Genomic DNA, 25,447 nt, shown 5'->3' with positions numbered 1-25,447 from the left:
TCAAGGCTGGGCTGAAACCAGGATTGCAACGGGACAAAAGGGAGGAGAAAATGAACTCTGAAAAGGCAGCCTGATCAAGCCGCCCTCAGGCAGCGACTGTCAGGCGAATACCGTGTTTGTACATCTTTGTCACCGTAATCTTAAACTGTCACCGTAATCTGAATACCATCTCTGTACAAATTTTGTTATCAATCTTTTGATCACTCTGCAGGTTCAATAGCCATATAAACTGGATGAGGAAGGTTTATTTCACGCCAAAGTATCGGCTGTTGCTCTTCATTCAGAATGGAAACATTCGAAAAGTTACTGGATGTTAAAGCAAGAGCAAAACGCATCTTGTTGTCATATTTCGATATAATATTATCACCTAATAGAATTTCTTCTATTTCTTTTAAAGAGGATCCATTTGCAAAGTAAATTATATATGCAAGAAATTGTTCTTTCGATGCGCCGCCATTACCTTGAGCGAATACCAACCATCTGCGAGTTTTTGCAGAACTAATGTCATGGATGCCACTTTTGGCCCTATACTCAACTATCCGCGGCCCTGTTTGAACAACGTTCTCGCAGTTTTTTGGATCTGCTAGTCGCCTATTCATTCTGACCGGTAATTGATTCTCGTAAGCGTGGAACATAACAACCACACTTCCTGTACCGCCCTTTTCCGTTTCATCCAGGCAAAAGTAAGCGCTTTTGAAAGACGCAGACAAATCCGGGTACCCATATTCTTCGGTTTTCACCCTCAGAAACCCGTTAAATAATAACCAATCTGCATCCACTGAATCCGCCAGTTCACTGGGCTTATCCTCATAGTCCTTTTGCGGACTCCATTTAGGATAGCCAATCGTAACGAGAGCCAGTGCTTGTTTGTTGTTTTCGTGTACGGAGGATATGGAATATTTGGTTGTGCCGGTGTCGGCAATGCTAGCTTGTCCCAAGGGTTTTCCATCCTCAGAAGGACCAAGCAAACTCAAATCAAACTTATGTGGAGAAAAGGCTAGTATCTTAAAATGTATATTTCTTTTTCTTATTTCGAAGCAGCCATCTCTCGTCATTAAACCTGTATTATTTATATCTATCCATTTCATCTCGTTCGTACATTCTTGAGCGTTAGCTTGAGATACAAATACTGAGATGAAAAATAATAGACACAATGATATGATCTGATCTCTACATATTTTCATCTTGTATATCTGGCCCTTCCGGATTTACTTCACCAACCTCAAATCGTCTTGTAAAGAAAAATAGTACTGAATACTTTGTATGATTAGCATATAAATCCCACAAATTATTGTATCGTTCCTCATCTTCTTCATTTATAAAAATTCTAAATTGAAACTTTTGAGTTAGATCTTTGTCGAATATTAATTCATTTCGATATTTTTCTGGAATCGCTGTATTTTCGAACAGCCGATTTGCGCTAGACCATCCCACTGAGGCGCCGTCATCACCAAAAACTGCTTTGTCATTGATCTTGAATTGCAAGTAATTCCCATCTTTTAATTCTTCTAATTCATTAGTATTTATATTGTTTGCATATATCTTTAAGGAGGTGATATTTTTACTTGTTACCGGCAAGTAAATGGTTGATCCGAATTTATTACTAAGATCGATTGTCTCAAAATAATAGCCATCGAGAAATGAGTTGAGCTGAGCGACAATTTCACCAACATTTCTTGTAACAATATCAATCTTCTTTTCACTATTAACTATCGCAATCCTATTATCATCGACATCTGTTACATTGTAAAACCAATGCCCTCCTAGAATAAACAGGGTGACCAGAACTGAAAGAACGATTGGAACAATTGCAATTGTGAACCGTGCTGACGGATTCAGGCCGATGAATCCGAGCAATCCAAGAAACGGACGGGCGATAAGTGGAGGATTATCTATCTTAAATTGTTTGCTGATTGCATTCTGTACCGTAGAGTCAATGTAATCGGCAAATTTTTTATTAGCGAATAGGTCGTCCAAATCTATCGGATCAGTATCGTGATTAGACATTTCCTAACCCCGCGTATAACATGTACCCTTCACGATCTTTCAACTTTAGGATACTAACACGTGCTGCAAAAGAAAATCCAGATACTTTTAGCGTCGTTGGTTCTTGTGATTTGCAGTATTGATGTTGTTTCAGCTCATCCAACGCACAATCAAAATGGATGCCATCCCGACGGAACTTGCCACTGATCGGAGTTCTGGGCGTAGGTTTTAGTGTCTGTCCAAGAATGGCCGGTCAGGTGTCGGGGGTTGAGTGAAGGGCGGCAATCAGATTCTTTATATTTTGCGACAAATACGGTGAGATCGAATGGTGTGGACATCATTCACCCGCTGTCAAAACCCCGTATATTCTAGTAAATACAACAGGCTAAACGAATATTCACAGCCATCCCTTTGCGGGAATCGGCTGTCCGGCGATGCGCTGACGGAAGAGAGGCTTTTCCGGGCATTCCCCCGGCCGGCATTGCGTGGATTGTTGTCAGGTCTGCGCTTTGAGAATTGAACAACGCTACGGACCGACAACAAAGTGGCGACCCGGAATGGCATTCATTTCAAATGCCACATGGCTTCGGTGTCGGCCGCGTCGCTGCGAGCGCAGCGGATTTTGACGTAATTGGGTCCCGAGACCCGTTGCGTCTTGCAGGCCCCGACCGGGCCAATATGTCTGACGGTGACATAGAGACCGTGGACTTCCCTGGTTTTAAAGTAATCTTCCTTACCGGAAACCGGACGGGGGTGGTGACGGCAGATCGCCTGCTTCAGCAATGTCTTGACATGCGTCGTCTGCAGTCCGGTTATGCCAGAGACATTGTAGTATGCCGGGTTATCAAGCTGCGTCTGATTGGCGGCACAGGCGCCTGGCGCCGAGTTTGTGTCGCGCGCAATCAATTGCTGGGCGCATGCCTTGGCGGCATCGTTGACGCGGTTCCAAGCGGATGATGCGTAGTTTTGCGATCTGCCCCAGGCGACAAACCGTGCGCCGTCCACTTCCTTTTCAGGCATGTCTCTTGCCGAAACCATCAATTTCACGGTGCATTTACGAAATTCTGCAGCCGCAGGCGATGCGATCAACATGGCGATCAAGAATGGGCCAAGAATTTTGGAGTAACTGAGCATTTCGCGTTCCATTTGTTGCTTGAATGGTTAAGTCTTAGACACAGGACTGGTGATGCGTTTCAATAGTTCTTACCCGACATCTTCCGAATGGGATAATTTGATGCTTTGAAGTTGGCACATCGGCCTCCTTTTTCCAAGTCGATGGCTCACGATGAGAACAAATCAGGAGCAATCCCTTGCTATTTCGCGCTATGCGTGCTATGAAGCGTGCCCAAAATCACGACAAGGCGACACAGTGATTTGTAGTCTTCAGACCCTGTCACGCCAGACAACCGGCCTTGATCCGGAGGCGCCGTGACTGCGCAACACATCGTCCAGCGCAACCGGGCGAATGCCGGCAACAGCACAGGACCAAGAACCGAGGCGGGCAAGGCCGCCGCGGCAGGCAACGCCCGCAAGCACGGCGCGACCGCGAAGCCTCAGCCGTCGCGCGTCGGCCTGTGGCTTCGCATCATTCTCGGCCGGCCAGACTTGACGCTTGCCGATTTCATTCCCTGCGACGAACGCAGCTTCCGCGCCCTGGCGCTGGCCGAAGCCGAGGCCCGGCTTGAAACCTGCCAACGCGCGCTCAGCGATTTCGAGGCGGGAAGGAATTTGGCCGCGCCTTACCCTGACGATTGCGACGACGCGGAGTTGATGAAGCGCGCGCTTGCCGGCGAAAGCCTCACCCGATCGGAAGACCGCAGGGTGATGAGCCTGTTCAACGCTCTCCTCGACCCGCGGGCCGCACGCCGCTTGGAAGATCCGGCCCGGCTCCTCCGGCGCTACCGCAACGAAGCGCGCGCCCGGCGAAAAAAGGCGTTCAAAGCCTGGATCGCATGCCCCGCTGAAGCCGAAACCCCGCCGCCAGTTGCGCCGGACGGACCGCAAAATCCCGGATTCCCGAAACGAAGCCAGATCGCCGAAGCGCCGGAAAAGGCGGAATCCCGAAACGAAGCCAGATCCGGAGAAGACGCTGCAAAGGCTGTAATACCAAATAATAACAGATACATAAGTGTTATTTTTAATTCGAAAGCATGCCCAAGCCGGCTCCCTGGCCATGTGTTGTCGAAGGAAAGACGTTTTTCCGGCCCTTCGCCCGGCTTGCATCACGCGGTCAGTGGTCATGAACACGCCTTGGCGCCATACCAACGACCAGTGGCAGCCATCCGATCGACGACCAATTTCTGGAAAACCGCAACTCCCTTGGGGAAGCAGCATGGTCTGCCTGGCGCGAGAGGCGCCGGATGGTCCCCGGATCAAGAACACAGGTAGAAAACGAATTATCAAATTTGTCGATTTGACGTAAATCTGAAAACCGTGAATTTGCAAGACTGCCGCAATGCCGGACCAATCAGCCGTTACCCACGGATAGTGACGACAAGGGAAATTTTGAGTGACGCGGGAAACACGGAAATCCGATTTTTTTAGTTTCAGGAAGATTGCTTCCGTCGATGCGGGGGACAATGGCGAGACAGCTGATTTCTTCGTCCGGATGGCGCAGGCCGAAGCGCATCGCAGACGCTTTGCCGAAAGCGACGTCAGGGAAATTCTGTCGATGGGCGGCGCTTTCGCGGTGTCCGCCCTTGCTCCGATTTCCACCTGGAGCGCCTATTGCGACGGCGCCGCGCGCTTTCGTCTCGCAAAGGCGAGGCGCAAGCAACTGGAGGCTCTCGCCATCAGGGCTGCGGCGATCCTGGACATGCGCGATGCGGATCAGGTTCGGAAACTTCATGAAGACTGGCGCGCGCATCAGATGCGTCGGCGGCTCGCAATCACGGCGGAATTCACCCGCGGCAAGCGCACTGTGGACCTGTCGTCACAGGGGCTGGAACACGTTAAGTCGTCGCTGAAGGCCGGCAAGGGCGCGATTTTATGGGCCAACCAATTCGCGACGCAGACGCTCTTCGGCAAGCGCGTGCTCTGGAACGAAGGTCTCAAGCCCGTACAGATCAGCGTCGAGCAGCACGGCTTCTCCCACTCCTCGTTTGGAATACGCACACTCAACAAGGTCGTCCTGTCGGCGGAAGACCGGTATCTGGCTGATCGCCTGACGTTCGACAGGGACGACGGCGCCGCCGTCACCCGGAAAATACTGAATCTGCTGGACGACGGCGCGCTGATAATCATTACCAACAACTCGTTTTCAGGCAGCAGTTTCGTGGAAGTTCCCCTGGTCGAGGGCGCCTATATGAGCATGGCGACCACTGCGCTTTCCATGGCGACGCGGCGCGGAACGCCGCTTCATGCGATGAACGCCATAGAAACGGAGCCGTTCAAAAGCTACCGCGCCGATTTCAGCCCGGCGTTAAACGATATGGCGGCTCCGGCCCGTCTCGGAAAAGGTCGTGACAATGAGGCCATGGCGAGGCTGGCGCTGAAGGCCGGCGAGTACATGCTGGAGGGGATTCACAAGGCGCCGGAACAGTTTCTCGGCTGGTTCAGCATCACGACCAGCCGCTTCGTCTGATTGTTCGAAAGGTTTTCCCGCAAGCGTGAGTGGCCTGCGTCGCGTTCAGATCCATGTCTTGCGGTGGAGCCGCCATGGGTCAAGAGACAGGCGATAGCTGTTGATCGGTACAGAGAAGGTTGCGAAGCGTCTCTTCCAGCTCGAATCGCCCGTCATGATGTCGACGCGGCGCATTCCGAGATCGATCGCGACGCGACAGAGCTCGATCATGAGAAGCAGACCCGGCGAGGCATGGGAGAACTCCGGATCATAGGCGATCTTCGAGCCGAAAAGCGTGTCCTTGTGAACGTAGAACAACGCAGAAACGACCCGTTTGTCGCCGCATGTCAGGGTCAGAACTTGAGACTTTCCAGGCAGCGATTCGCTGAAGGACTGAAACCATTGCTCCGTTTCAGGCTGGGAAATCCAGCCCTTGTCTCCGGAGCGCTCCATGGCCCAGTCGCGCTTGACATCGAATATCCAGGAAATCTCGGATTTCAGGTCGGAGTCAGCGTCATACAGGTTGAATTTCGTTTCTCCAAGTTGCGACAACCTGTTGAAATATAAACGGTATCTCTTGCGGCTTTTGGCCGGTTTGTCGGCAAAATAGGCGTCCCGATCGGCATAGTTTTTCAGGTCTGCTTCGAGCGCCGGATGCTCGCTCGAATCGACAGGCCCCATACTGGAAAGGATCGCATTGAGACTGGAATCTTCCCGCACAATCGAGACTTTGAGCTTGCGTGCAAACGGTATGGAGCGGACATGCCTGGCGAACTGACCGGCGATCACGTCGACATTCGCCTCCGGCGCGATGAGCACGTCGTCGTAGAGCGGCGTCAGAGACGTCAGCCATTTCAGCGTCGAGGTGCCGATCCGGTCGCGCTGCTGTATCATCGGGGCTGCAAAGAAGAGCTCGCCCGACTGTCGCATGGTGACGATGTGGAGCGAATTCGATCGCGCCTCCCGGTGGCGCGCCCAGTTCAGCATCACCGCGCGATGATCGTTGAAAAACGCCTTGGCGTAACACCGGGCGTGGAGGGCGTCCCATTCGGGACGAAGCGCCTCCAGCGCCTGCTGGCTTCGGATGATTTCGAGGGTGAGTCCCATTGTCACTTGGCTATCAGAAAGAGGGGGCGCGGAACAGGGAGGAAGGCAAAAAGGCTCGCCAGAACGGCGGCTTTCGAAGCGGGTGAAATTCGGCGCCCAGGGCTTCCAGCCGGCGTTCGTTGCGAACCAGGTCGTCTTCGTCGCGACCCATGATCATCATACGGCATCGCGCCTGGCCGGGATCAGCTACTCCGAATTCCGGGTCGAATGTCGAGACGGGAACCAGCCAGCCGGCTTCGAACGCCGGGCGGCACCGGGCTAGAAAGGACGACAGACCATGATCGATGAAACAGAATGCGAGCCTGCCGCAGGTCATGGCGCGCGGCTCCGCCAACGCGTCGAAAAGATAGCCGAAGGCCGAACTCGACGTCATGCGGAAGTTCAGGTCGATCGCCCAGGCGCGACCGTCGCGATCGAGCAGTATGTCGAAACCGGCCAAGCCGAAATAGCCGCGTTCACGGCCCGCCTCGGCGATGGCGCGCGCAAGGTCAAGAACAGCGTCCGGGGGAGCGTCTCCGGAGCACGCCAGATTGCCGACATGGACGCCGTTTCGCATGCAGATCTGCTTGCTTTGGCCGGAGGATCGGGGCGGTTCGGCGCGCAAGATTTCATAGCGCACGCTCCAGTTTGCAGACGCCTGGATGTAGTCTTCGACGATCACACGATCAGCGCTGGAAAGTTTTTTGCAGGCCCGGGGCAGGTGGCGCCTCTTGCGGCAGATCGCGACATCGGTCGCGCCGCCATTGGGCTTGTCCGTCGCCACCTTGAGAACGGTCGGCGTCTTCAGGCCAAGCACCGCCGCCTCGTCGAATGGGTCGAGGATTCTTCGCGCGGGCGCGTTGTTCCGCCCGGCCAGTTCACCGAGATTGGATTTGTCGTTCAGAAAGCAGATCGTTTCCTCGCGTATCGCCGGATCGCAATCATCAAACAGGCCCGGCGGATTGGCGTGCTGGAAAACCGGCTTCAGTCCCGAAGCCGCCATCGCCGTCACCTGCTCGATATAGTCCTGCCGATCCCTGTAGGTGATCACGTTCTCGCCGATGCTGAGGCCGCAGTCCTTCATGGCGGACAAGCTGTCGGGCGACATGGTCGATTCATGAACCAGCATCGGCATGTCGCCCGCCACGGCCACAAGGCCCGCCGTCATGAACTCGATCGTGTTCAGATCATCGATCACCCACTCGCTCATTTCCTCCATGAGCCTCGGCGCGATGAACACGTCCTCGCCGAAGATACGCCGCATCGTTGCCTGCGATGACTGTGTCACGCCTTACCGTCTCCTCCGCGACTGGCGACGCGATAGCGCTGCTGTCGCTTCAATCGCTTGAATTTTCTCCGCCATTCATCATACGGCGCCCAGCGCCGGGTCAGCTTTTCCCTGTCGTATCGGGCAAAGGCCTTCGTCAGATAGTCCACCGCGGGCGAGGAAGGTTTTCGCTCGATGAACGCCTGCCGGAGCTTGGTCAGATCGGATATCGATCCTTCCCCCGTCACGCGCACCCGCGCCGGATCGACCGGCGCCCGGCTGAACGTGGGAGCGCGGTCAAATCCATCAAGCACGTCCAGCGCCATCAACATGAAGGTGCAGTCTTCGCAAACTCCGCAATTGTCGACAGAATAATCGCAGACCCTCAGATTGGACATCAGGTCGGGCTCATCGATGATTCTCGCCACCTTGGACAGCCGGTCGACAAGGCCATGGTGCTCGATGCGGGCTCCCGGCGTTCCGAACAGAGGGTCGAGCGCCGGATGCGACCCCCACCGCCGGTTCCAGGAGGACTCGTCCGCGGAAGAGGCGATGAGCTGGTTTTCCAGGCGGTCGGCGAGCATGTGCCTGACGGCGGCGAGCAGCGCGCCGTGATACTCGACCCATCCGACCAGCCGGTCCGATACCCGCCGGATATCCGTGTGGACAATAAACGGCTCCAGTCCGTACCGGGCGCCGACCTGCCTCACCACGCCGTCGAGATGGCTGGCCTGGCGCGTGTCGCCGATATCGACGTCCGCGCCGACAAGCGTGACGAGGGCGTCGAGACGATCGCTCGCGTCCGCCAGCGAATAGGACGAATCAACGCCGCCGGAGTAGAAAACGCCGCTGCCGCGGCCGTCCGGATATTGGCGGGTCGTCGCTTCAGCGTGTATCTTGACGGGCCTGTATCCCGGATACCACCGGCAAAGCAGTTCCTGGATCTTCTGGCCGTTGTCCAGGAGCGCCTGATCCACGGGGCTGTGGATGTGGAGATCGACGCCGATTTCCATGGCCGGGACGAGGCCGAGACAGAACAACGCGTCGCCGCTTTTTCGCAGCGGGTGACCGGGGCAGGAAAAGTAAGTTGTCCGGCGCGCCTTACCCCACGCAAAGCTCACGTCGACCCGGTCGGACGGGGCGTCAGGTCCGTCGAAGGACAGGTTCAGTGGCGGTAACACGTGGTCGATTCCGTTCGGCGCTCAGCCATGATGTTATAAGCGTCCGGCCAGCCTGTTCAATTTGCTTCCGGCACGGACTCCAGAAAGGTCATGATCGTATCCGGAAGTCCGCCCAGATGCAGTATCGGCGCATGTCCCTGGCCGGGAACGGTGACAGAACGCATGCCCGGATGTCTTTCCGCCATCAGGTGCACCGATTCCTCGGAAAGCAGTTTCGAATGCTCGCCCCGCAAGGTCATCAGGGGCACGGCGCCGAGGCCGTCGAATTGCGGCCACATCGTCGGCAGCGGCGCGTTCAAATTGATCTCGCGCAACATTTCGGCGATCGCCGGATCGAAATTGCCGACCAGCCGACCGTCCTTTTCGACGAAGGTCGCCTCGGCGTAGTCCAGCCAGTCCTCGTCGCTCAGAACCGGAAAGGATTTGCCATGCGCCTCCTTCATCATCGCCGTCGCCTCGGCCATGGAATTCGGCTGGTTTCTGTGGTCGTGATAACTCATGATCTGCGCCAGTCCATCGCCGTCGATTACCGGCCCGGCGTCGTTGAAGATGGCGGCCTTGATCGCGCCCGGCCGGGTCGCTGCGAGCGCCATGATGATCAGGACGCCGCGGGAGGTTCCGAGAAACACGCCGTGCGGAACGTCGAGCGCAGTACAGCCGGCGACGATATCTTCGGCTTCCGTCAGGATGTTGTAATGCTTCCTGTCCTTGTCCCATTCCGAGCCGCCCCGCCCGCGATAGTCGAAGCAGACAACCCGGCGGGGCGTTGTCTCATGCCCGCTAATCAGTAGGGCGAACTGGTGGAAATCCGCGCTATTGCGCGTAAGACCGGGCAGGCTGATCAATGGCGTACGGTCGCGCGCCGCGGGATTGTCGCGTCCGTAAATGCGGGCGTGCAGCCTCAATCCGTCCGGTGATGAATAGGTGACGGAGTGGTATCCGCTATCGGTGTCGGCTTGCATCAGTTCCCCTCAGGCTTCGAAGGCTTTTTGTCTTGCGCCAAGGGAATAGAACAATTTCTCAGCGACGGCCATATCGCAGATCGCTTACGATATCCGCGTCCTGTCCCAGCCGGGTCTTGTAGACCTGATAGTTTTCCATCACCCGCTGCACGTAATTGCGGGTCTCTGGGTAGGGGATGCTTTCCACCCAGTCCACGACCTCGTCGATTGACTTGCCGTGGGGGTCGCCGAAACGCTCGATCCATTCCGTCGAGCGACGCGGGCCGGCATTGTAGGCGACGAAGGTCAGGATATAGGAGCCGCCGAAATCGGAGATGTGCTCGCCGAGATAGTGCGCGCCGAGCGTGGCGTTGTAGGCGGCGTCGCTGGTAAGGCGGGATTCGGAGTAGGAAAGGCCATGCTTGCGCGCCACAAGTTTCGCCGTCGACGGCAACAGCTGCAGCAGGCCGCGCGCATTGGCGCCGCTGACCGCAGCCGGATCGAAGGCGCTTTCCTGCCTGGCGATCGCGTAGGCCAGCGCCTTTCCGGAGCCGCCGATATTGGCGCTGGCTGGAATGACGCCGATCGGAAAGGCGAGCGCCGCGACGTCAGAATTCCGGGCGAAGGCGGCCTTTCCGACGAGCAGCGACATGCGATGATCGCCCTCGCGTTCGGCCATGGCGGTCAGCAGCGCGATTTCTCCCGGACTGTCGAGCTCTTCGGCAAGCGCCAGGTAGAGCCTGGTCGCCCGATAGCCGTGCCCGGCGTCGTTCAGGCGTTTGATGGCGAGCACGGATTCGCGCTGGGAAAACCTCTGGCGTTCCGCCGGCGTCGGGGAGGGGTAGTCGATCCGGATCGACTTGCGGTTCAGTTTTGCGGAAGCAAGTTGTCCGTAATAGGTTCCGGGGTATTCCGCGGCTTTGGCGAACAGCGCTTTGGCGGAGCCCGGTCCGCCTTTCTCCGCCGCCCGGCCGAGCCAGTAGAAGAAGCGCGATCTCGAAAGCGGCGTGGCGGAACGGTCGAGCCCGGCCTGAAAATGGCGCGCAGCCGTTTTTCTGTCATTGAGACCGCGCAGCGCGTACCAGCCGGCGTGCCATTCAGCGTCGACATAGTCGCCGGCGTCCGTCGCTGTGTGTTGTGTGGCCACCTTGTAGGCGAGCCGGTAGTCGCCCTTTTCGGCGAGCGACCGGGAAACGATGCGCTGCTCGGTCCACCATTCATGCGTGTCGACCAGCGCGTCGGCGTTACGCGGGGCTTTCAGAAGCCATTTCGCCGCAGTCTCGTATTTATCCGCCTGGCGGTAATATTTTGCGCGGGCGTGAATATAAATCGGGTCGCGATGCCAGCTCGAATCGACGGCGTCCAGCAGTTTGCCCGTATTGCCGCTGCGCTGGCTCAGACCGGCGCGGGCATTGAAGAGCGATTGTGCCTTCGCGAGCCCCTCGACCCTCTTCGCCTGGGACACGCGGTCCCTGTAAAGGAGCATATCCATTCGCCGCTTGTGGTCGGCCTGCGTCAACAGGCCGGAAAACTCGGACTTCACGAGATTCTCGGTCGAGCGATCAAGCGCTTTTGTGCGCCAGAGGTTGGAAATCACCTTGGCCGCCTTCTTCGAATCGCCGGTCGCGTGCAGCGCGCGGGCAAGCGCGATCGAGCCATCGACCGTTTCCGGCGTCGAGTTTCCGAAAGCCGCGACGATCTGCCGGGCGGTCGCCTTGCGGTCGCGGTATTCTTCGTAAAGCGCCTCTTCCGAATTGCCGCGGAGGGAATTAAGCCCAGGCCAGTCTTGCAGTTCGCGGGAGGCCGCCGCGATGTCAGCGGAGGGAACGCCCTTGGCGCCCGATACGGCGATCGCCCAGGTCAGGATGTGGTTGTCGAGCGATCCGCGGGGCAGGCTGTCGCGCATCGCGCGCGCCTTGTCGATCTGATCCGCCTTCAACGCGTCGAGGCCGGTTTTCAGCTTTGGCGAGACGGCTGCGGGGCTGGCGGCGCGCGGTATCGATGCGGTGGTCTCATAGGAAGGCGAGGCTTCCTCGGCGACGAATGCGCGATCCACAGAAGGTCGCGGCGTCGGCACCGGCACGTCTTCCAGCAGTGTCATCGCGAAACCGGGTCCGGATATGGCGAGCAAGGCGGTTGAAATCATCAAAGTCGCTGTAAGGCGTCGTGTCATGGCTTTATCTGACCGTGAAAATGCGGCGTAAGTCGGGACGCATGCCCGGCTTTTCCAGCCGGGGCTCGTCAAGACTTAGGGTCTCAGACTTCGATGAAAAGAGCGTTAATGGAAAGTTTCCCCGATCAAAAACGCGCGCGGTTATAGCTTGCGATGGCATGGGAGCGGGACTATGGTGCAGCGCCTTTCGGCCTGACGGCTGAGCGGGCTTGGAACGACGTTCCTCCTAGTGGAGATGGAACGTCAGAACTGTCAGGAGATGAAATGTTTACAGGGTCACTCCCAGCGCTCGTCACGCCGTTCGACGAGGATGGCGCGCTGGACGAACCGGCATTCCGCGCCTTCGTGGAATGGCAGATTTCAGAAGGAAGCAACGGTCTTGTGCCTGTCGGCACGACCGGTGAATCCCCGACCCTGAACCATGATGAACACAAACGTGTCGTCGAGATCTGCATAGAGGTTGCGAACAAGCGCGTGCCAGTCATCGCCGGCGCTGGTTCGAACAGCACGCGCGAGGCGGTTGAGCTGGCGAAGCACGCAGAAAGCGCCGGCGCGGACGGCGTGCTCGTTGTAACGCCGTACTACAACAAGCCCAACCAGAGGGGCCTGTATGAGCATTACTCGGCGATCGCCCGCGCCACTTCGCTGCCGATATTCATCTACAATATTCCCGGCCGCTCCGTGATCGACATGAGCGTCGAGACTATGGCCGCGCTCTCAGGCGAATTCGACAATATCGTCGGCGTCAAGGATGCGACGGCGAAGATGGATCGCGTATCGCTCCAGCGGCTTGCCTGCGGCATGGATTTCATCCAGCTGTCCGGCGAGGACGCCACAGCGCTCGGCTTCAACGCGCATGGCGGAGTGGGCTGCATTTCGGTGACGGCCAACGTCGCGCCACGCCTTTGCTCCGAATTTCAGGCGGCGACGCGGAACGGAAACTACGCGCTGGCGCTTGAATATCAGGACCGATTGATGCCGCTGCATCAGGCGCTGTTCGTTGAACCAAACCCGGCAGGCGCGAAATATGCGCTCAACAAGCTCGGCCATATGACAGATTCCTTGCGCAGACCGCTCGTATCGGTCGCTCCGGAGACGCGTGCGATCATTGACGATGCGATGCGCCACGCAGGTCTCCTGAACTGAGAAATCGCAGGAGAATCCGCAAGACATGGCTAAAGGGGCGAAACCCCGGGGCAGGATTGCTGCTGAAAACCGCAAGGCCCGGTTCAACTACGAGATCATCGAGACCTTCGAGGCCGGACTGGTTCTGACCGGCACCGAAGTCAAGAGCCTGCGGCAGGGCAAGGCGAATATCGCTGAATCCTACGCGACCGAGGAAAACGGCGAGATCTGGCTGATCAACTCGCACATTCCGGAGTATCTGCAGGCGAACCGCTTCAATCACGAGCCGCGGCGACATCGCAAGCTGCTCCTGAATGCGCGTGAAGTCCGCAAGCTCATCGGGGCGGTGCAGCGCGAAGGCATGTCGCTGGTGCCGCTGAAGATCTATTTCAACGATCGCGGCATCGCCAAAATGGATCTCGCACTGGCGCGCGGCAAGAAGCAGCATGACAAACGCGAGACCGAAATGAAGCGCGACTGGAACCGTCAGAAAGCAAGGCTTCTGCGTGATCGCGGGTAGTTTCGCTTCCGAATCAATGTCTCAACAGATTGAATCAAGTCTCAGAAATTGCGGCTTTGTTCCTGAACGCGGCGCCACCTGATCAAATGAAGTGCTTGCCGCATTTGCCGCAGACCTGTTCTTATTGCCGCGGAGGCGTCATGCAAGAGGGTGAAGCCGGATCGGCATTTTCACGCCGATCCGTAATAGGCTGCGATCAAAGCGCCGCGATGACCTGGATTTCGACGGTGAATTGCGGCGCGGCGAGCTTCGATTCCACGCAGGCGCGGCCGGGCGTTGCTCCGGGGGCGACCCAGGCGTCCCAGACCTCGTTCATTTCGTTGAAGCCCGCCATGTCGGACAGCCAGATTGTGGCGATCAGCAGCTTTTCCTTTGACGTGCCGGCTTCGGCCAGAAGTTCGTCGATCCGGGCGAGTATGTCCTTCGTTTGCTCGGCTACGGAAGCACCGGGAGCGCGCAGCGCGACCTGGCCGGCGGTGTAAACCGTATTGCCGTGCACGACCGCCTGGCTCATTCGCGCGCCAACGTCTATCCGTTTGATGTCACTCATCATGTTCTCCTTGTCCGTAATGGTAAAATGGGCGGAACCCGCCGCTTGGGATGCATCCTTCTGGGCAATGCCTGTCACGATGTCAACGCAGCGTCCGGCTGTTTCAGCGGGAGAGTGAAGAGCCTGCCGGCTTCCGCGACGTCGTCATCGACACCTGCCAGTCGCAGGCAGTGCCAAGCCATCGCGTGGTCGCTGGAGGTGACAGGCAATCCCGTCACAGCTTCTATTCCCGGCAGCCGCCCGGCGAGCCTGAGCGACGTGCACGAAATGAAAACGGCGTCCAGCGGCGTGGCTTCCGCGAGCGCGGCGACGCCTTGCGCGATCGAATCGAGATCGATGCGCGCGGCCTCGCGATCATCCATCTTGTTGTAGGTGCCGAATGCCGCCACATGCACGCCGCGACCTTCAAGATAGGCGCGGACGATCTCGTTGACGGCCGGCTCGTACGGGGTGATGACGCCGATGCGCCGGGCCTCGAAGGCGCGAAATGCGGCGAGTGCAGCGGTAATGGGCGTTGTGCATTCTATGCCCGGTCGAACCTTTCGGATCTCGCGGAAGATGGCGTCCTCGCCCATCGCCATAGTCGCGGCGGTGCAGCCGAACCCGATCACGTCGAGATCAAGACCGGGCATGATGAGTTCGGTGGCAGGCGCGATGCGTGGTCCGATTGCCCTGAGCGTTTCCGGCGTGATATCTGCGTCGTTGAACACGCGGGTGCAGTAGAGCCCTATCCCGGTTGCCGGCATAAGCGTCCGGTACTCGTATTCCATGGTCTGGTCCGTGGCCAGAACGATCAATCCGATCGCGGCGCGAGAGGCGACGCCGCCGTCGAGCGTGCAGGGCAGGGTTCCAATGTCAAGAAAGTCGGCGACATCAAGGGTCATTGCAGTCTCCTCAGCCATCATTGATCGAAGCGAGATCGAGCGCCGGCGCGCGCCCGGCCACCGCATCCGCGAGAATGCGCGCCGAACCGTGCGACATCGTCCAGCCGATGTGGCCGTGACCGGTGTCGTAGTAGAGGTTGGCGTGTTTTCGGCGGCCGATATAGGGCAGATTGGTGGGCGTCATGGGCCGCAGGCCGGCCCACATATGGGGTCGGTCATGGTCGGCCCCGTCCGGATAGAGCTCGCGCACGACTTCGGCCATAAACCGGAAATCCTCCGGCCGGTGACTGCGGTCGTGACCGGCAATTTCCGCCGTGGCTGTCACCCGAACCAGATCGCCGAAACGTGATACCGCGACGAGATTTTCCTCGTCGACCGAGCCGACGGTGGGCGGGTTGGGATTGTTGCCGACAGGAAGGGTCAGCGAATAGCCCTTGACCGGATAAATCGGCAGGGGGTCGCCGATCGTGCGCGAGAGGAACGGGCTGCCATTGCCGAGCGCCATGACGTAGAGGTCGGCTTTCAGCGTTTCCCTGTCGGTGTGGACAGCGGTTATCCTGTCGCCTTCGGCGTCGAGCGCAGTGACGGTTTCGCCGGTGCGGATTTCAGCGCCGTTCCCCTTGATATGCTCGGCAAGTCCGGTGGTGAATTTGTGGCAACTGCCGCTTTCATCGGTAGGGCAATAAACGCCGCCTGCAATTTTGTGGCCGACGGCCGACAACGCAGGCTCAAGCTCCAGAACTTGCGCCCGGTCGAGCACGTCAATGCGGTGTCCCAGCTCTTCCATGATGCGCATGTGCTGGACGCCGGCTTCGAGTTTCGCAGGATCACGGTAAAAATAGAGGATGCCCCGATCCACGCGGTCATAGTCTATCTGCGTGTCGCTGATGGTCTCGTGAAGAACCGTCTGGGAGTAGGAGGCGAGGCGATATTTGCGCTCTGTGTTGCGCGTCGAGCGGGATTGCGTGCACTGGGCGAGGAACTTCAGAGACCAGCTCCAAAGGTTCGGATCGAGCGAAGGTTTGAATCGTATGGACTGGTTTGGAGACACCAGGGATTTCAGCATGGTCATCGGCGCCGATGGCGAGGACCAGGTAAACGAGTGGCCGGGCGCGATCAGACCTGCGTTTCCCCAGCTGGTTTCGGAGCCGACCATGTCATTCTTTTCAATGACGGTGACCTGATGTCCGTCCTTTTGAAGTTCATAGGCTGCGGTGATGCCGACGACGCCGCCGCCAAGAACTGCAATCTGCATGCGTGTCTCCAATGCCGATCAATCGGATGGCGCCCGAATTGTAGCCAAGTATGGATTGGAGGCGCTGTCAACGTCCGGATAGGGATAGCAGATCGGAGATTTGGCCAAAGACCTGATGAAACATGGGCTCTGTCAACCTGCCGGTATTGGTGTTGTAGCGCGAGCAGTGATAGCTGGACACGATCGAAAGGCCGCCAATCTCGGTTTTGCCGCCGTGGCTGAATGGATGGGCGGCGACCCGTCCGCCAAGCGCCCGGATCGTCGAGTCGTGGGCGATCTTGCCGAGGGTCAGGATGACCCGGAGATTTTGCATGACATCGAGGGACGACAGCAGGAACTGCCTGCAGGTGTTTATTTCGCCGGAAGTCGGCTTATTTTCCGGCGGCACGCAACGCACCGAGTTAGTAATGGCCGTTTCGACCAGTTCAAGTCCGTCGTCGGGACGGGCTTCGAACCGGCCCTTCGACAAACCGAACTGGTTCAAGGTCGCATAAAGCAGATCGCCTGCGTAATCTCCGGTAAACGGGCGTCCCGTCCGGTTTGCGCCGCGCAGGCCAGGGGCGAGGCCGACAACAAGAAGCCTGACGTCGTTCGGGCCGCCGGCAGGGTACCAGGTGTCGACAGGCGCATTGTGCCAATCGGGGTGCAAAAGCCGGTGGCTTGCGATGAAGTCATGCAGGCGTGGGCAAAGCGGACAATCGCGCGGAGGGTCGATCAGTGTCGTCATGCCGACGACTATCTACGAAGCGTTGCGCGACTCGCAATCGATGAAACGAAAAAAAACTGCAGTTGTTGTGGATTAAACCAGGCCGCAATCAGTGCTGCAGGTCATACTCTTCTTCATCCATCATCGGCGCGCGCGAAGTCCGCTCCGACGCTGCGCGTCCGACTTCGTCCTTCAGGTCCGCAAGGTCGATGAAATTGTCGGCCTGGCGGCGCAGTGCGTCGGCGACCATGACCGGTTGCGTGGCGAGAGTGGAGACGACCGAAACCTTGCGTCCGCGCCGTTGCAGGGCGGAAACCAGGCTGGCGAAATCGCCATCGCCGGAGAAGATCACCAGATGATCGACCGTGCTAGCCTGCTCCATGGCGTCAACGGCGAGTTCGATATCCATGTTGCCCTTGATCTTGCGTCGGCCGCTTACGTCGGTAAATTCCTTGGCTGGCTTAGTAACCACGCGGTAGCCATTGTAGTCGAGCCAATCGATCAGCGGACGAATGGAGGAATATTCCTGGTCTTCCACGACAGCCGTGTAGTAGTAGGCGCGAAGGAGATATCCACGTTGGTTAAAAGCTGTAAGAAGTTTACGGTAGTCTATATCGAATCCGAGGCTCTTCGCTGTTGCATAAAGATTGGCGCCATCAATAAAGAGAGATATTTTTTCGCGAGAATCAAACATTTATAATCCTGTAGTTGATTTTTAGTGAGAGTAAATCATAAAACAGAAATTAGAAAGAGTATATCAAACAGTTTTTAACATAACGGTTAAACTAAAGCATCAAAAGAAACTACGCATATTACAAAGACATTGCGTAGCAACCTGTCACGCTTGTCCCACACAGACATATTTTTATGTTCGCAAAGAGGCAACCGTTTTTGCAGAATTTTATTGCTGTTGGCAAGAATGAAATCCGTTTGAACAGGCCGATACCTGAATATCGCCCAATTCGCTTGAAAAACTGGAGATTAAGGAGTATCTGGCTCCGTAATCCCTGAACGAACGATTTAACAAAGGACAGGCCATGGCCCGCGTCACCGTCGAAGACTGTATCGACAAAGTAGACAACCGTTTCGATCTCGTGCTGCTCGCCAGCCACCGCGCCCGTCAGGTTTCCCAAGGCGCCATGATCACGGTCGATCGTGACAACGACAAGAATCCCGTCGTTGCATTGCGCGAAATCGCCGACGAGACACTGTCTCCGGGCGACCTAAAGGAAGATCTCATCCATTCCCTGCAGAAGCATGTGGAAGTGGATGAGCCGGAGCCCGATCCGGCGTCCCTTCTCGAGACGACCGATCAGGCCGCTACGCCAGAGGCCGTCACGACAGAAGATGCGCCGCAGTCGGAAGTCGAAGGCGTTGCTTTCGATCGCATGACGGAAGAAGATCTGCTTGCGGGCATCGAAGGACTTGTGCCGCCGGAAAAAAGCGACGACTATTGAACCACTTCGGTGGAGTTACAATATGAGTAACATTCGGTGCGCCGGGATCCTTTCCGGCGCATTTTTCTTTTTGTCGGGCAGAGTTCCCGTCATGCCTGACTGTTTGGAGTTATACGGTCAATGATGCGTCAGTACGAGCTCGTCGAGCGCGTGCACAAATACAAGCCTGACGTCAATGAAGCCCTGCTGAACAAGGCTTACGTTTATGCCATGCAAAAGCACGGCAAGCAGACGCGGGCGAGCGGCGATCCCTACATATCGCATCCTCTCGAGGTCGCCGCTATCCTGACCGATATGCATCTGGATGAATCGACCATCGCGGTCGCCCTGTTGCATGACACGATCGAGGATACGACCGCCACGCGAGACGAGATAGACGAGCTCTTCGGAGAAGATATCGGCGCGCTTGTCGAAGGACTGACCAAGATCAAGAAGCTCGATCTGGTCACCAAGCGCGCCAAGCAGGCGGAAAACCTCCGCAAGCTGCTCCTCGCTGTCTCTGACGACGTGCGCGTGCTGCTCGTCAAGCTCGCAGACCGTCTGCATAATATGCGTACGCTGGACCACGTGGCCCCCGACAAGCGCGCGCGCATCGCCGAGGAGACGATGGACATCTATGCGCCGCTAGCGGGGCGCATGGGTATGCAGGATATGCGCGAGGAGCTTGAGCAACTTTCGTTCCAGCATCTCAACCGCGAGGCCTTCGAAACCGTGTCGGCGCGGCTCGAGGAGCTGACGAAGAAAAACAAAGGCATCATCAAGAAGATCGAGACGGAGCTGGAGGAGCTCTTTGTCGAGAAGGGTTTGAAGGCGAAGGTCAGCGGCCGGCAGAAGAAACCTTATTCAATCTTCCGCAAGATGCAGTCCAAGTCTCTGTCCTTCGAACAATTGTCGGACCTCTACGGCTTTCGCATCATCGTCGACGATCTGGACGACTGTTATCGCGCCCTTGGCATTGTCCATACGCGATGGTCCGTCGTTCCTGGCCGCTTCAAGGACTACATCTCGACGCCGAAGCAAAACGACTACCGCTCCATCCACACGACGATCATCGGGCCGTCTCGGCAACGCGTGGAACTGCAGATCCGCACCGAACGGATGCACGAGATCGCCGAATACGGCGTCGCCGCTCATGCCCTATACAAGGATAATGTCGGCAACGCCTCGCTTCCTGAGGATTCCAGAGCCTATTCCTGGCTGCGGCGTACGATCGAACAATTGTCCACCGGCGACAATCCGGAAGAATTTCTCGAACACACCAAGCTGGAGCTGTTTCACGACCAGGTGTTCTGCTTCACGCCAAAGGGGCAACTGATCGCCCTGCCGCGCGGGGCCACGCCGATCGATTTCGCCTATGCGGTTCACACCGACATTGGAGACACCTGCGTGGGCGTGAAAATCAACGGTCGGATCATGCCGCTGGTCACCCGTCTCAGCAATGGCGACGAGGTTGAAATCATTCGTTCGGGCGTACAGGTGCCGCCGCCGGCCTGGGAAGAGATCGTCGTGACCGGCAAGGCGCGGCACGCCATTCGGCGCGCAACCCGGGCGGCTGTGCGCAAGCAATATTCCGGTCTCGGTTTCAGGATCATCGAACGGGCTTTCAGCCGGGCAGGTGAGGTCTTCACACGCGACGACCTGAAGCCGGTGCTGCACCGGATCGGCTACAAGGACGTGGAAGATGCAATCGCCGCGGTCGGTCGCGGCGAATTGTCGTCCAGAGACGTGTTGCTGGCGATCCATCCGGATCACAAGAGCGAACGTATGACGATCAAGCAATCTCCCTCCGACGAGGGCTGGTTTAATCTGCGCAGCGCCGCCGGCATGATCTTCCGTGTGCCGGGTCGATCGAAGGCGCGCAAAGACGCAAAGGACCGGGCTGTCGACGACGCGCTGCCGATCCGGGGAGCTGGCGGAGAATTGCCGGTTTCCTTCGGTAAGGGCGGCGCTGTGCCCGGAGACCGCATCGTCGGAATTATGGAGCCAGGGCAGGGCATCACGATCTATCCGATCCAGTCTTCCAAACTCACCGAGTTCGACGACAAGCCGGAGCGCTGGATCGACGTGCGCTGGGATATCGACCAGGCCGGCGACAGAAGGTTCAACGCCCGTGTCACCGTCAATGCATTGAACGAGCCCGGAACGCTCGCAGACGTGGCGCAAACAATCGCCGCGAGCGACACCAATATCAACATGCTGACGATGGTCAGGGTAGCCGACGATTTCACCGAGATGAAATTCGATCTTGGCGTCTGGGACCTCAAGCACCTCAACAAACTTGTCACCACGTTGAAGGGGCTTTCCTGCGTCAGTGACGCCGTCCGCATATATGATTAGGTCCGGCCACAGATTCGCCAGCAAATCAGGATTTGTTTAACCTGACCAGTGCACAAAGGGACTGTTATCCGCAACGCAACCATGTACATTGGCTCCAGATATCCGCTCCCGTTCTCGAACATCGACACATGCTCTTTCGCCGACGCAAACCTGCTGGTTTTATTGAAAGGATACGCGTTTTTCTTTGGCCGCGGCGGTCCTTCTCAAGGTCGTTCCAGTATTTTGGAAAGCGGATATTGCGGCTGACGGCGACGCCGCACGCAATCGCAGCCGGCGTGGCGGCGGGAGTGGTCGCTTCCTGGACGCCATTTCTCGGGCTGCATTTCGTGATCGCCGCGGCGCTCGCCTATGTGATCGCCGGAAATATCATAGCATCGGCGCTCGGCACCGCCTTCGGAAACCCGCTGACTTTTCCCTTTATCTGGACCGCCAGCTACAAGCTTGGCAACCGGATCATGACCGACAATTTCGAGGAGACCAACAGGGTAATCGATCTCGGCCAGCTGTTCCGACATCTGGATTTTTCACAGATATGGGGCCCGATCCTGAAGCCGATGGCGGTGGGTTGCCTGCCATTTGCGCTGGTGTTCGGCGTCGGGGCCTATCTGATCGCCTATCTGAGCGTCGCCGCCTTCCAGAGCCAGCGCCGTCGCAGGCTTGACCAGAAACGCACGCGTCGCGACGGCCTCTCCAACGGTCAGACGGTATGACCAGCCGGATCCAGCGCTCATGATTGTCGGCATTGGAAGCGATCTGATCGACATCAGGCGTATCGAGCGAACCATCGCGCGTCACGGCGAGCGGTTTACGACGCGTTGCTTTACGGAAGTCGAGCAGGAGCGCTCTGAACGCCGCAAGCAGAAAGCGGCTTCATATGCAAAACGTTTTGCGGCGAAGGAAGCCTGTTCCAAGGCGCTTGGAAGCGGCATATCGAAAGGCGTTTTCTGGCGGGATATCGGCGTATTCAATCTCGATGACGGGCGCCCGACGCTGGAACTGACCGGCGGCGCGCTGCAACAGCTTGAAAAGCTCCTTCCTGAAGGCTTTTCCGCCGCCTTGCATCTGACAATAACCGATGATTTTCCGCTGGCCCAGGCCTTCGTGATCATCGAGGCTCATGCGAGTGAAAAGACAGCATCGTGACCGGATTCCATTTACAATGCGGGACCGGCGATCTAGTAAGCTGCAGCATCGAAAAGGATTAAAGGGTTTGGCAAACGTGTCCGACAAAGCGGAAAAGAAAGAATCGGCTCTCTGGGAAACCGTCAAGGTCATCATCCAGGCGCTGATACTGGCGCTCGTCATCCGTAGTTTTCTTTTTCAGCCTTTCTCGATTCCCTCGGGATCGATGATGCCCACGCTCCTGCAGGGCGACTATCTTTTCGTTTCGAAATACGCCTATGGCTATTCAAGGTACTCGTTTCCGTTCTCGCCCGACCTGTTTTCAGGGCGCATATGGGGCAGCGAACCAAAACGCGGCGATATCGTTGTCTTCCGCTTTCCTCCGAATCCGAAGATTGACTACATCAAGCGCGTCGTGGGTTTGCCGGGCGACCGCATTCGCATGAAGGGCGGCGTACTGTACATCAACGACACACCAGTCAAGCGCGAGCGAGTCGGCGAGTTCAACCCGCGCGCCCATGGCGTTAACGACAATCCCGCGGCTGTGTTTCAGGAGACGCTTCCAAACGGCGTCAGCTACGATACGCTTGATGAGTTCCCGAACGGCGCCGGCGACGACACGCGGGAATTCCTGGTGCCGGAAGGCCATTATTTCATGATGGGCGACAATCGCGACAATTCGGCCGACAGCCGTTTCGACGTTGGCTACGTGCCTGCCGAGAATCTTGTCGGACGCGCCGAGATGATCTTCTTCTCCATCGGCGACGGCGCCTCGCCCCTGCAAATCTGGAAATGGCCTCAGGATTTGCGGCCGACGCGGTTCTTCGAGTTTACTGAATGAGTCACAAGACAGGTCTCTCGGAAAGCGATTTCAGGCGACTTGAGGACATTGTCGGACACCCGATCTCGAATCGTGACAGGCTGGAACGGGCGCTGACCCATTCCAGCGCCCGCGCCGGGAGTTTTTTAAACTACGAGCGTCTGGAATTCCTGGGCGACCGGGTGCTTGGGCTGGTGATCGCCGAGATGCTGTTCAGCCTGTTTCCCAAGGCCAAGGAAGGCGAGTTGTCCGTCCGGCTGAACCGGCTCGTAAGCGCGACCACCTGTGCCGCGGTCGCCGACGAATTGCAGCTACACCAGTTCATCCGCACCGGTTCCGACGTGAAAAGCGTCAAGGGAAAGCGGATGACGAATGTCCGCGCCGACGTGATGGAATCACTGATAGCAGCAATCTATCTCGACGCTGGCCTGGACGCGGCGAGGCGATTCATCGCCAAAAACTGGGATACGCGGGCGAAAGATTCCGAACAGGCGCGGCGGGACGCCAAGACCGAATTGCAGGAATGGGCGCATGTAAGGACCGGCGATACGCCGCGCTATACGATCGTGGAAAGAACTGGACCGGATCACGATCCTCATTTCACCGTGCGCGTCGAGTTGGGCGGCAGTGAGCCCGAAATCGGGCAGGGCCGCTCCCGGAGGATCGCAGAGCAGGATGCGGCGACCCGTCTCCTGGAGCGGGAAGGCGTGTGGCAACGGACCAATGATGACAACTGAGACAGAAGAACCGCAGCAGGAAAAATCAACCCGGTCGGGTTTTGTCGCGATGATCGGCGCGCCGAACGCCGGCAAGTCGACATTCGTCAATCATCTGGTCGGCGCGAAGGTGTCTATCGTCAGCCACAAGGTGCAGACGACTCGTTCAGTCGTGCGCGGCATTGTCATGCATGACGGCGCACAGATCGTGCTTGTCGACACGCCGGGCATCTTCAAGCCGAAGAGACGGCTTGACCGGGCCATGGTTTCGACCGCCTGGGGTGGCGCGCATGACGCCGACATTATCCTGTTCATTATCGATTCCGAACGCGGTCTCGTCGACGAGGCTCTGAACATTCTGGAAGGGCTGAAAGAGGTCGACAGACCGAAGATCCTTCTCCTCAACAAGATTGACCAGGTGAAGCGGGAAAAATTGCTTGAATTGGCCGCGAAAGCCAACGAAACGGTCGATTTCGAGCGGACCTTCATGATTTCAGCCTTGAAGGGATCCGGTTGCGGCGATGTGCTCGATTTCCTGGCGCAAAGGCTCCCCGAAGGGCCGTGGTATTATCCGGAAGACCAGATTTCGGATTTGCCGATGCGACAGCTCGCCGCCGAGATCACACGCGAAAAGCTCTATCTGCGCCTGCACCAGGAACTGCCTTACGCCTCCCATGTGGAAACCGAGAAATGGGAAGAGCGCAAGGACGGCAGCGTCCGCATCGAACAGGTGATCTACGTGCAGCGCGACAGCCAGAAAAAAATTGTGCTCGGTCGCAAGGGCGAGGCCATCAAGGCGATCGGCCAGATGGCGCGCAAGGAGATCTCCGACATACTCGACCAGAATGTCCATCTTTTCCTGTTCGTGAAAGTCCGCGACAATTGGGGCGACGATCCCGAGCGATACCGCGAAATCGGGCTAGAATTTCCCGACTGAACGCGCGGGAAGGTTCCGTCATGCAGTGGCAGGATGAAGGCATAATTCTCGGGGTTCGCCAGCACGGCGAAACCAGCGTGATAGCGGAAGCCATGACGCGCGACCATGGCCGCCATCTGGGACTGGTGCGAGGCGGCCGCTCACGCCGCATGCAGCCCTTGCTGCAGCCGGGCAACAGCGTGGCGCTCAACTGGCGCGCGCGTCTTGATCAACATCTGGGCAACTATCAGGTCGAGGCCCTTGAACTGCGCGCCGCGCGTCTGATGGAAACTGCGACGGCCGTCTATGGCGTGCAGGCGATCGGCGCGCTTCTGCGGCTCTTGCCAGAACGCGATCCGCATCCACACCTGTTTGAGGCGTTCGGCATAATTCTCGGCCATCTTCACGAGCCGGTCGACGCCGGGGAACTTTTCATCCGTTTCGAACTTGCCGTCCTGGATGATCTTGGTTTCGGACTGGACCTGAAACGCTGTGCGGCGACCGGCGCGACCGAAGACCTTGCATTCGTCTCCCCGAAATCGGGCAGGGCGGTTGGTCGCAGCGCCGGCCAGCCCTGGGCGGAGAAGATGCTTGTTCTGCCGGAATTCCTTGGCAAGGCTTCGAAGCGGGCAGCCGACAGGGAGGGGCTCGCCTCTGCCTTTCAATTGACCGGCTATTTTCTGGAGCGGCACGTCTATGAGCCGCGTGGCCTAAAGGCGCCGGAAGCGCGGGCCGGTTTCATTCAGGCGGCGTTGAAGGCGCTTGGGCCTGCGCAATAGTTCCTGCGCGATGATGCAATCATTACGATTGTTTAATTAGGATTTCTCGCCTTGATGGCTATAT

General features: G+C 57.5%; 25 protein-coding genes. 12 read left to right on the top strand and 13 right to left on the bottom strand.

Annotation, left to right across the window (positions count from 1 at the left end; all coding sequences use genetic code 11):
- Positions 1 to 200: 200 nt before the first annotated feature.
- The 3 genes from AAFN47_RS23360 to AAFN47_RS23350 all read right to left on the bottom strand — a co-directional run bounded on the left by AAFN47_RS23360 (position 201) and on the right by AAFN47_RS23350 (position 3,006).
- Complete coding sequence (locus AAFN47_RS23360) at positions 201 to 1,088, bottom strand: hypothetical protein (protein ID WP_499811675.1); 888 nt, start codon at positions 1,086 to 1,088, stop codon at positions 201 to 203.
- Positions 1,089 to 1,170: 82 nt separating this feature from the next.
- A complete protein-coding gene (locus tag AAFN47_RS23355) occupies positions 1,171 to 2,007 on the bottom strand; it encodes a hypothetical protein (RefSeq protein ID WP_499811674.1) in 837 nt (278 codons plus the stop codon).
- Positions 2,008 to 2,550: 543 nt separating this feature from the next.
- Positions 2,551 to 3,006, bottom strand: coding sequence for a hypothetical protein (locus tag AAFN47_RS23350; protein ID WP_499811673.1), 456 nt, complete (start codon positions 3,004 to 3,006; stop codon positions 2,551 to 2,553).
- 408 nt (positions 3,007 to 3,414) lie between these two features.
- Between AAFN47_RS23350 and AAFN47_RS23345 the strand changes: the two genes are divergently transcribed.
- Positions 3,415 to 4,374, top strand: a complete 960-nt coding sequence (locus tag AAFN47_RS23345) for a hypothetical protein (protein WP_499811672.1) — start codon at positions 3,415 to 3,417, stop codon at positions 4,372 to 4,374.
- A gap of 121 nt (positions 4,375 to 4,495) precedes the next feature.
- Entirely contained in the window at positions 4,496 to 5,569 is a 1,074-nt protein-coding gene (locus AAFN47_RS23340) for a lysophospholipid acyltransferase family protein (RefSeq protein WP_499811671.1), read from the top strand.
- A 45-nt stretch (positions 5,570 to 5,614) separates the two neighbouring features.
- Here AAFN47_RS23340 and AAFN47_RS23335 read toward each other — a convergent pair whose 3' ends face one another.
- The 5 genes from AAFN47_RS23335 to AAFN47_RS23315 are packed head-to-tail and all read right to left on the bottom strand — an operon-like array spanning position 5,615 to position 12,196.
- Positions 5,615 to 6,655 (bottom strand): GNAT family N-acetyltransferase, encoded by a 1,041-nt coding sequence (locus tag AAFN47_RS23335; protein ID WP_499811679.1) that lies wholly within the window; start codon positions 6,653 to 6,655, stop codon positions 5,615 to 5,617.
- Between the two features lie 13 nt (positions 6,656 to 6,668).
- Positions 6,669 to 7,922, bottom strand: a complete 1,254-nt coding sequence (locus AAFN47_RS23330) for a hypothetical protein (protein WP_499811670.1) — start codon at positions 7,920 to 7,922, stop codon at positions 6,669 to 6,671.
- Positions 7,919 to 9,082 (bottom strand): hypothetical protein, encoded by a 1,164-nt coding sequence (locus AAFN47_RS23325; protein WP_499811669.1) that lies wholly within the window; start codon positions 9,080 to 9,082, stop codon positions 7,919 to 7,921. Before AAFN47_RS23325 ends, AAFN47_RS23330 begins: the two co-directional genes overlap by 4 nt.
- A 56-nt stretch (positions 9,083 to 9,138) precedes the next feature.
- Positions 9,139 to 10,044: an alpha/beta fold hydrolase gene (locus AAFN47_RS23320; RefSeq protein ID WP_499811668.1), complete on the bottom strand. Its 906-nt coding sequence runs from the start codon at positions 10,042 to 10,044 to the stop codon at positions 9,139 to 9,141.
- A gap of 58 nt (positions 10,045 to 10,102) precedes the next feature.
- Positions 10,103 to 12,196, bottom strand: coding sequence for a lytic transglycosylase domain-containing protein (locus AAFN47_RS23315; RefSeq protein WP_499811667.1), 2,094 nt, complete (start codon positions 12,194 to 12,196; stop codon positions 10,103 to 10,105).
- 264 nt (positions 12,197 to 12,460) lie between these two features.
- Here AAFN47_RS23315 and dapA point away from each other — a divergent pair, with 264 nt between their 5' ends.
- Both dapA and smpB read left to right on the top strand, forming a co-directional pair.
- A complete protein-coding gene (dapA, locus tag AAFN47_RS23310; protein ID WP_499811666.1) occupies positions 12,461 to 13,342 on the top strand; it encodes a 4-hydroxy-tetrahydrodipicolinate synthase in 882 nt (293 codons plus the stop codon).
- 25 nt (positions 13,343 to 13,367) lie between these two features.
- Positions 13,368 to 13,841, top strand: a complete 474-nt coding sequence (gene smpB, locus AAFN47_RS23305; protein ID WP_499811665.1) for an SsrA-binding protein SmpB — start codon at positions 13,368 to 13,370, stop codon at positions 13,839 to 13,841.
- 196 nt (positions 13,842 to 14,037) lie between these two features.
- Here smpB and AAFN47_RS23300 read toward each other — a convergent pair whose 3' ends face one another.
- From AAFN47_RS23300 to AAFN47_RS23280, 5 genes are all read right to left on the bottom strand, one after another.
- A complete protein-coding gene (locus AAFN47_RS23300) occupies positions 14,038 to 14,391 on the bottom strand; it encodes a RidA family protein (protein WP_499811664.1) in 354 nt (117 codons plus the stop codon).
- A gap of 74 nt (positions 14,392 to 14,465) precedes the next feature.
- Positions 14,466 to 15,275: a maleate cis-trans isomerase family protein gene (locus tag AAFN47_RS23295; protein WP_499811663.1), complete on the bottom strand. Its 810-nt coding sequence runs from the start codon at positions 15,273 to 15,275 to the stop codon at positions 14,466 to 14,468.
- Between the two features lie 10 nt (positions 15,276 to 15,285).
- Positions 15,286 to 16,530, bottom strand: a complete 1,245-nt coding sequence (locus tag AAFN47_RS23290; protein WP_499811662.1) for a D-amino acid dehydrogenase — start codon at positions 16,528 to 16,530, stop codon at positions 15,286 to 15,288.
- Positions 16,531 to 16,597: 67 nt separating this feature from the next.
- Positions 16,598 to 17,257: a uracil-DNA glycosylase gene (locus AAFN47_RS23285; protein ID WP_499811661.1), complete on the bottom strand. Its 660-nt coding sequence runs from the start codon at positions 17,255 to 17,257 to the stop codon at positions 16,598 to 16,600.
- Positions 17,258 to 17,345: 88 nt separating this feature from the next.
- A complete protein-coding gene (locus AAFN47_RS23280; protein WP_499811660.1) occupies positions 17,346 to 17,930 on the bottom strand; it encodes a LabA-like NYN domain-containing protein in 585 nt (194 codons plus the stop codon).
- Positions 17,931 to 18,273: 343 nt separating this feature from the next.
- On the opposite strand from AAFN47_RS23280, the gene rpoZ reads away from it, so the two are divergent.
- The 8 genes from rpoZ (at position 18,274) to recO (ending at position 25,383) form a co-directional block, all read left to right on the top strand.
- On the top strand, positions 18,274 to 18,693 hold the full coding sequence (rpoZ, locus tag AAFN47_RS23275; RefSeq protein ID WP_499811659.1) for a DNA-directed RNA polymerase subunit omega: 420 nt from the start codon (positions 18,274 to 18,276) through the stop codon (positions 18,691 to 18,693).
- A 120-nt stretch (positions 18,694 to 18,813) separates the two neighbouring features.
- Complete coding sequence (locus AAFN47_RS23270) at positions 18,814 to 21,030, top strand: RelA/SpoT family protein (RefSeq protein ID WP_499811658.1); 2,217 nt, start codon at positions 18,814 to 18,816, stop codon at positions 21,028 to 21,030.
- Positions 21,031 to 21,158: 128 nt separating this feature from the next.
- Positions 21,159 to 21,740 (top strand): DUF2062 domain-containing protein, encoded by a 582-nt coding sequence (locus tag AAFN47_RS23265; RefSeq protein ID WP_499811657.1) that lies wholly within the window; start codon positions 21,159 to 21,161, stop codon positions 21,738 to 21,740.
- Positions 21,741 to 21,759: 19 nt separating this feature from the next.
- On the top strand, positions 21,760 to 22,173 hold the full coding sequence (gene acpS / locus AAFN47_RS23260; RefSeq protein ID WP_499811656.1) for a holo-ACP synthase: 414 nt from the start codon (positions 21,760 to 21,762) through the stop codon (positions 22,171 to 22,173).
- A gap of 16 nt (positions 22,174 to 22,189) precedes the next feature.
- A complete protein-coding gene (lepB, locus tag AAFN47_RS23255; protein ID WP_499811655.1) occupies positions 22,190 to 22,993 on the top strand; it encodes a signal peptidase I in 804 nt (267 codons plus the stop codon).
- Positions 22,990 to 23,709, top strand: a complete 720-nt coding sequence (gene rnc, locus AAFN47_RS23250) for a ribonuclease III (protein WP_499811654.1) — start codon at positions 22,990 to 22,992, stop codon at positions 23,707 to 23,709. Before lepB ends, rnc begins: the two co-directional genes overlap by 4 nt.
- On the top strand, positions 23,699 to 24,625 hold the full coding sequence (gene era / locus AAFN47_RS23245; protein WP_499811653.1) for a GTPase Era: 927 nt from the start codon (positions 23,699 to 23,701) through the stop codon (positions 24,623 to 24,625). The genes rnc and era overlap by 11 nt, the downstream gene beginning before the upstream one ends.
- Positions 24,626 to 24,645: 20 nt before the next feature.
- On the top strand, positions 24,646 to 25,383 hold the full coding sequence (gene recO / locus AAFN47_RS23240; RefSeq protein ID WP_499811652.1) for a DNA repair protein RecO: 738 nt from the start codon (positions 24,646 to 24,648) through the stop codon (positions 25,381 to 25,383).
- The last annotated feature ends 64 nt before the right edge of the window (positions 25,384 to 25,447 follow it).

Origin of the sequence: Hoeflea sp. CAU 1731, from assembly GCF_039888615.1 — a bacterium.
Taxonomy (GTDB): Bacteria; Pseudomonadota; Alphaproteobacteria; order Rhizobiales; family Rhizobiaceae; genus Flavimaribacter.
Note: the sequence above shows the minus strand (reverse complement) of the source record. Positions and strands in the feature narration are given on the sequence as shown.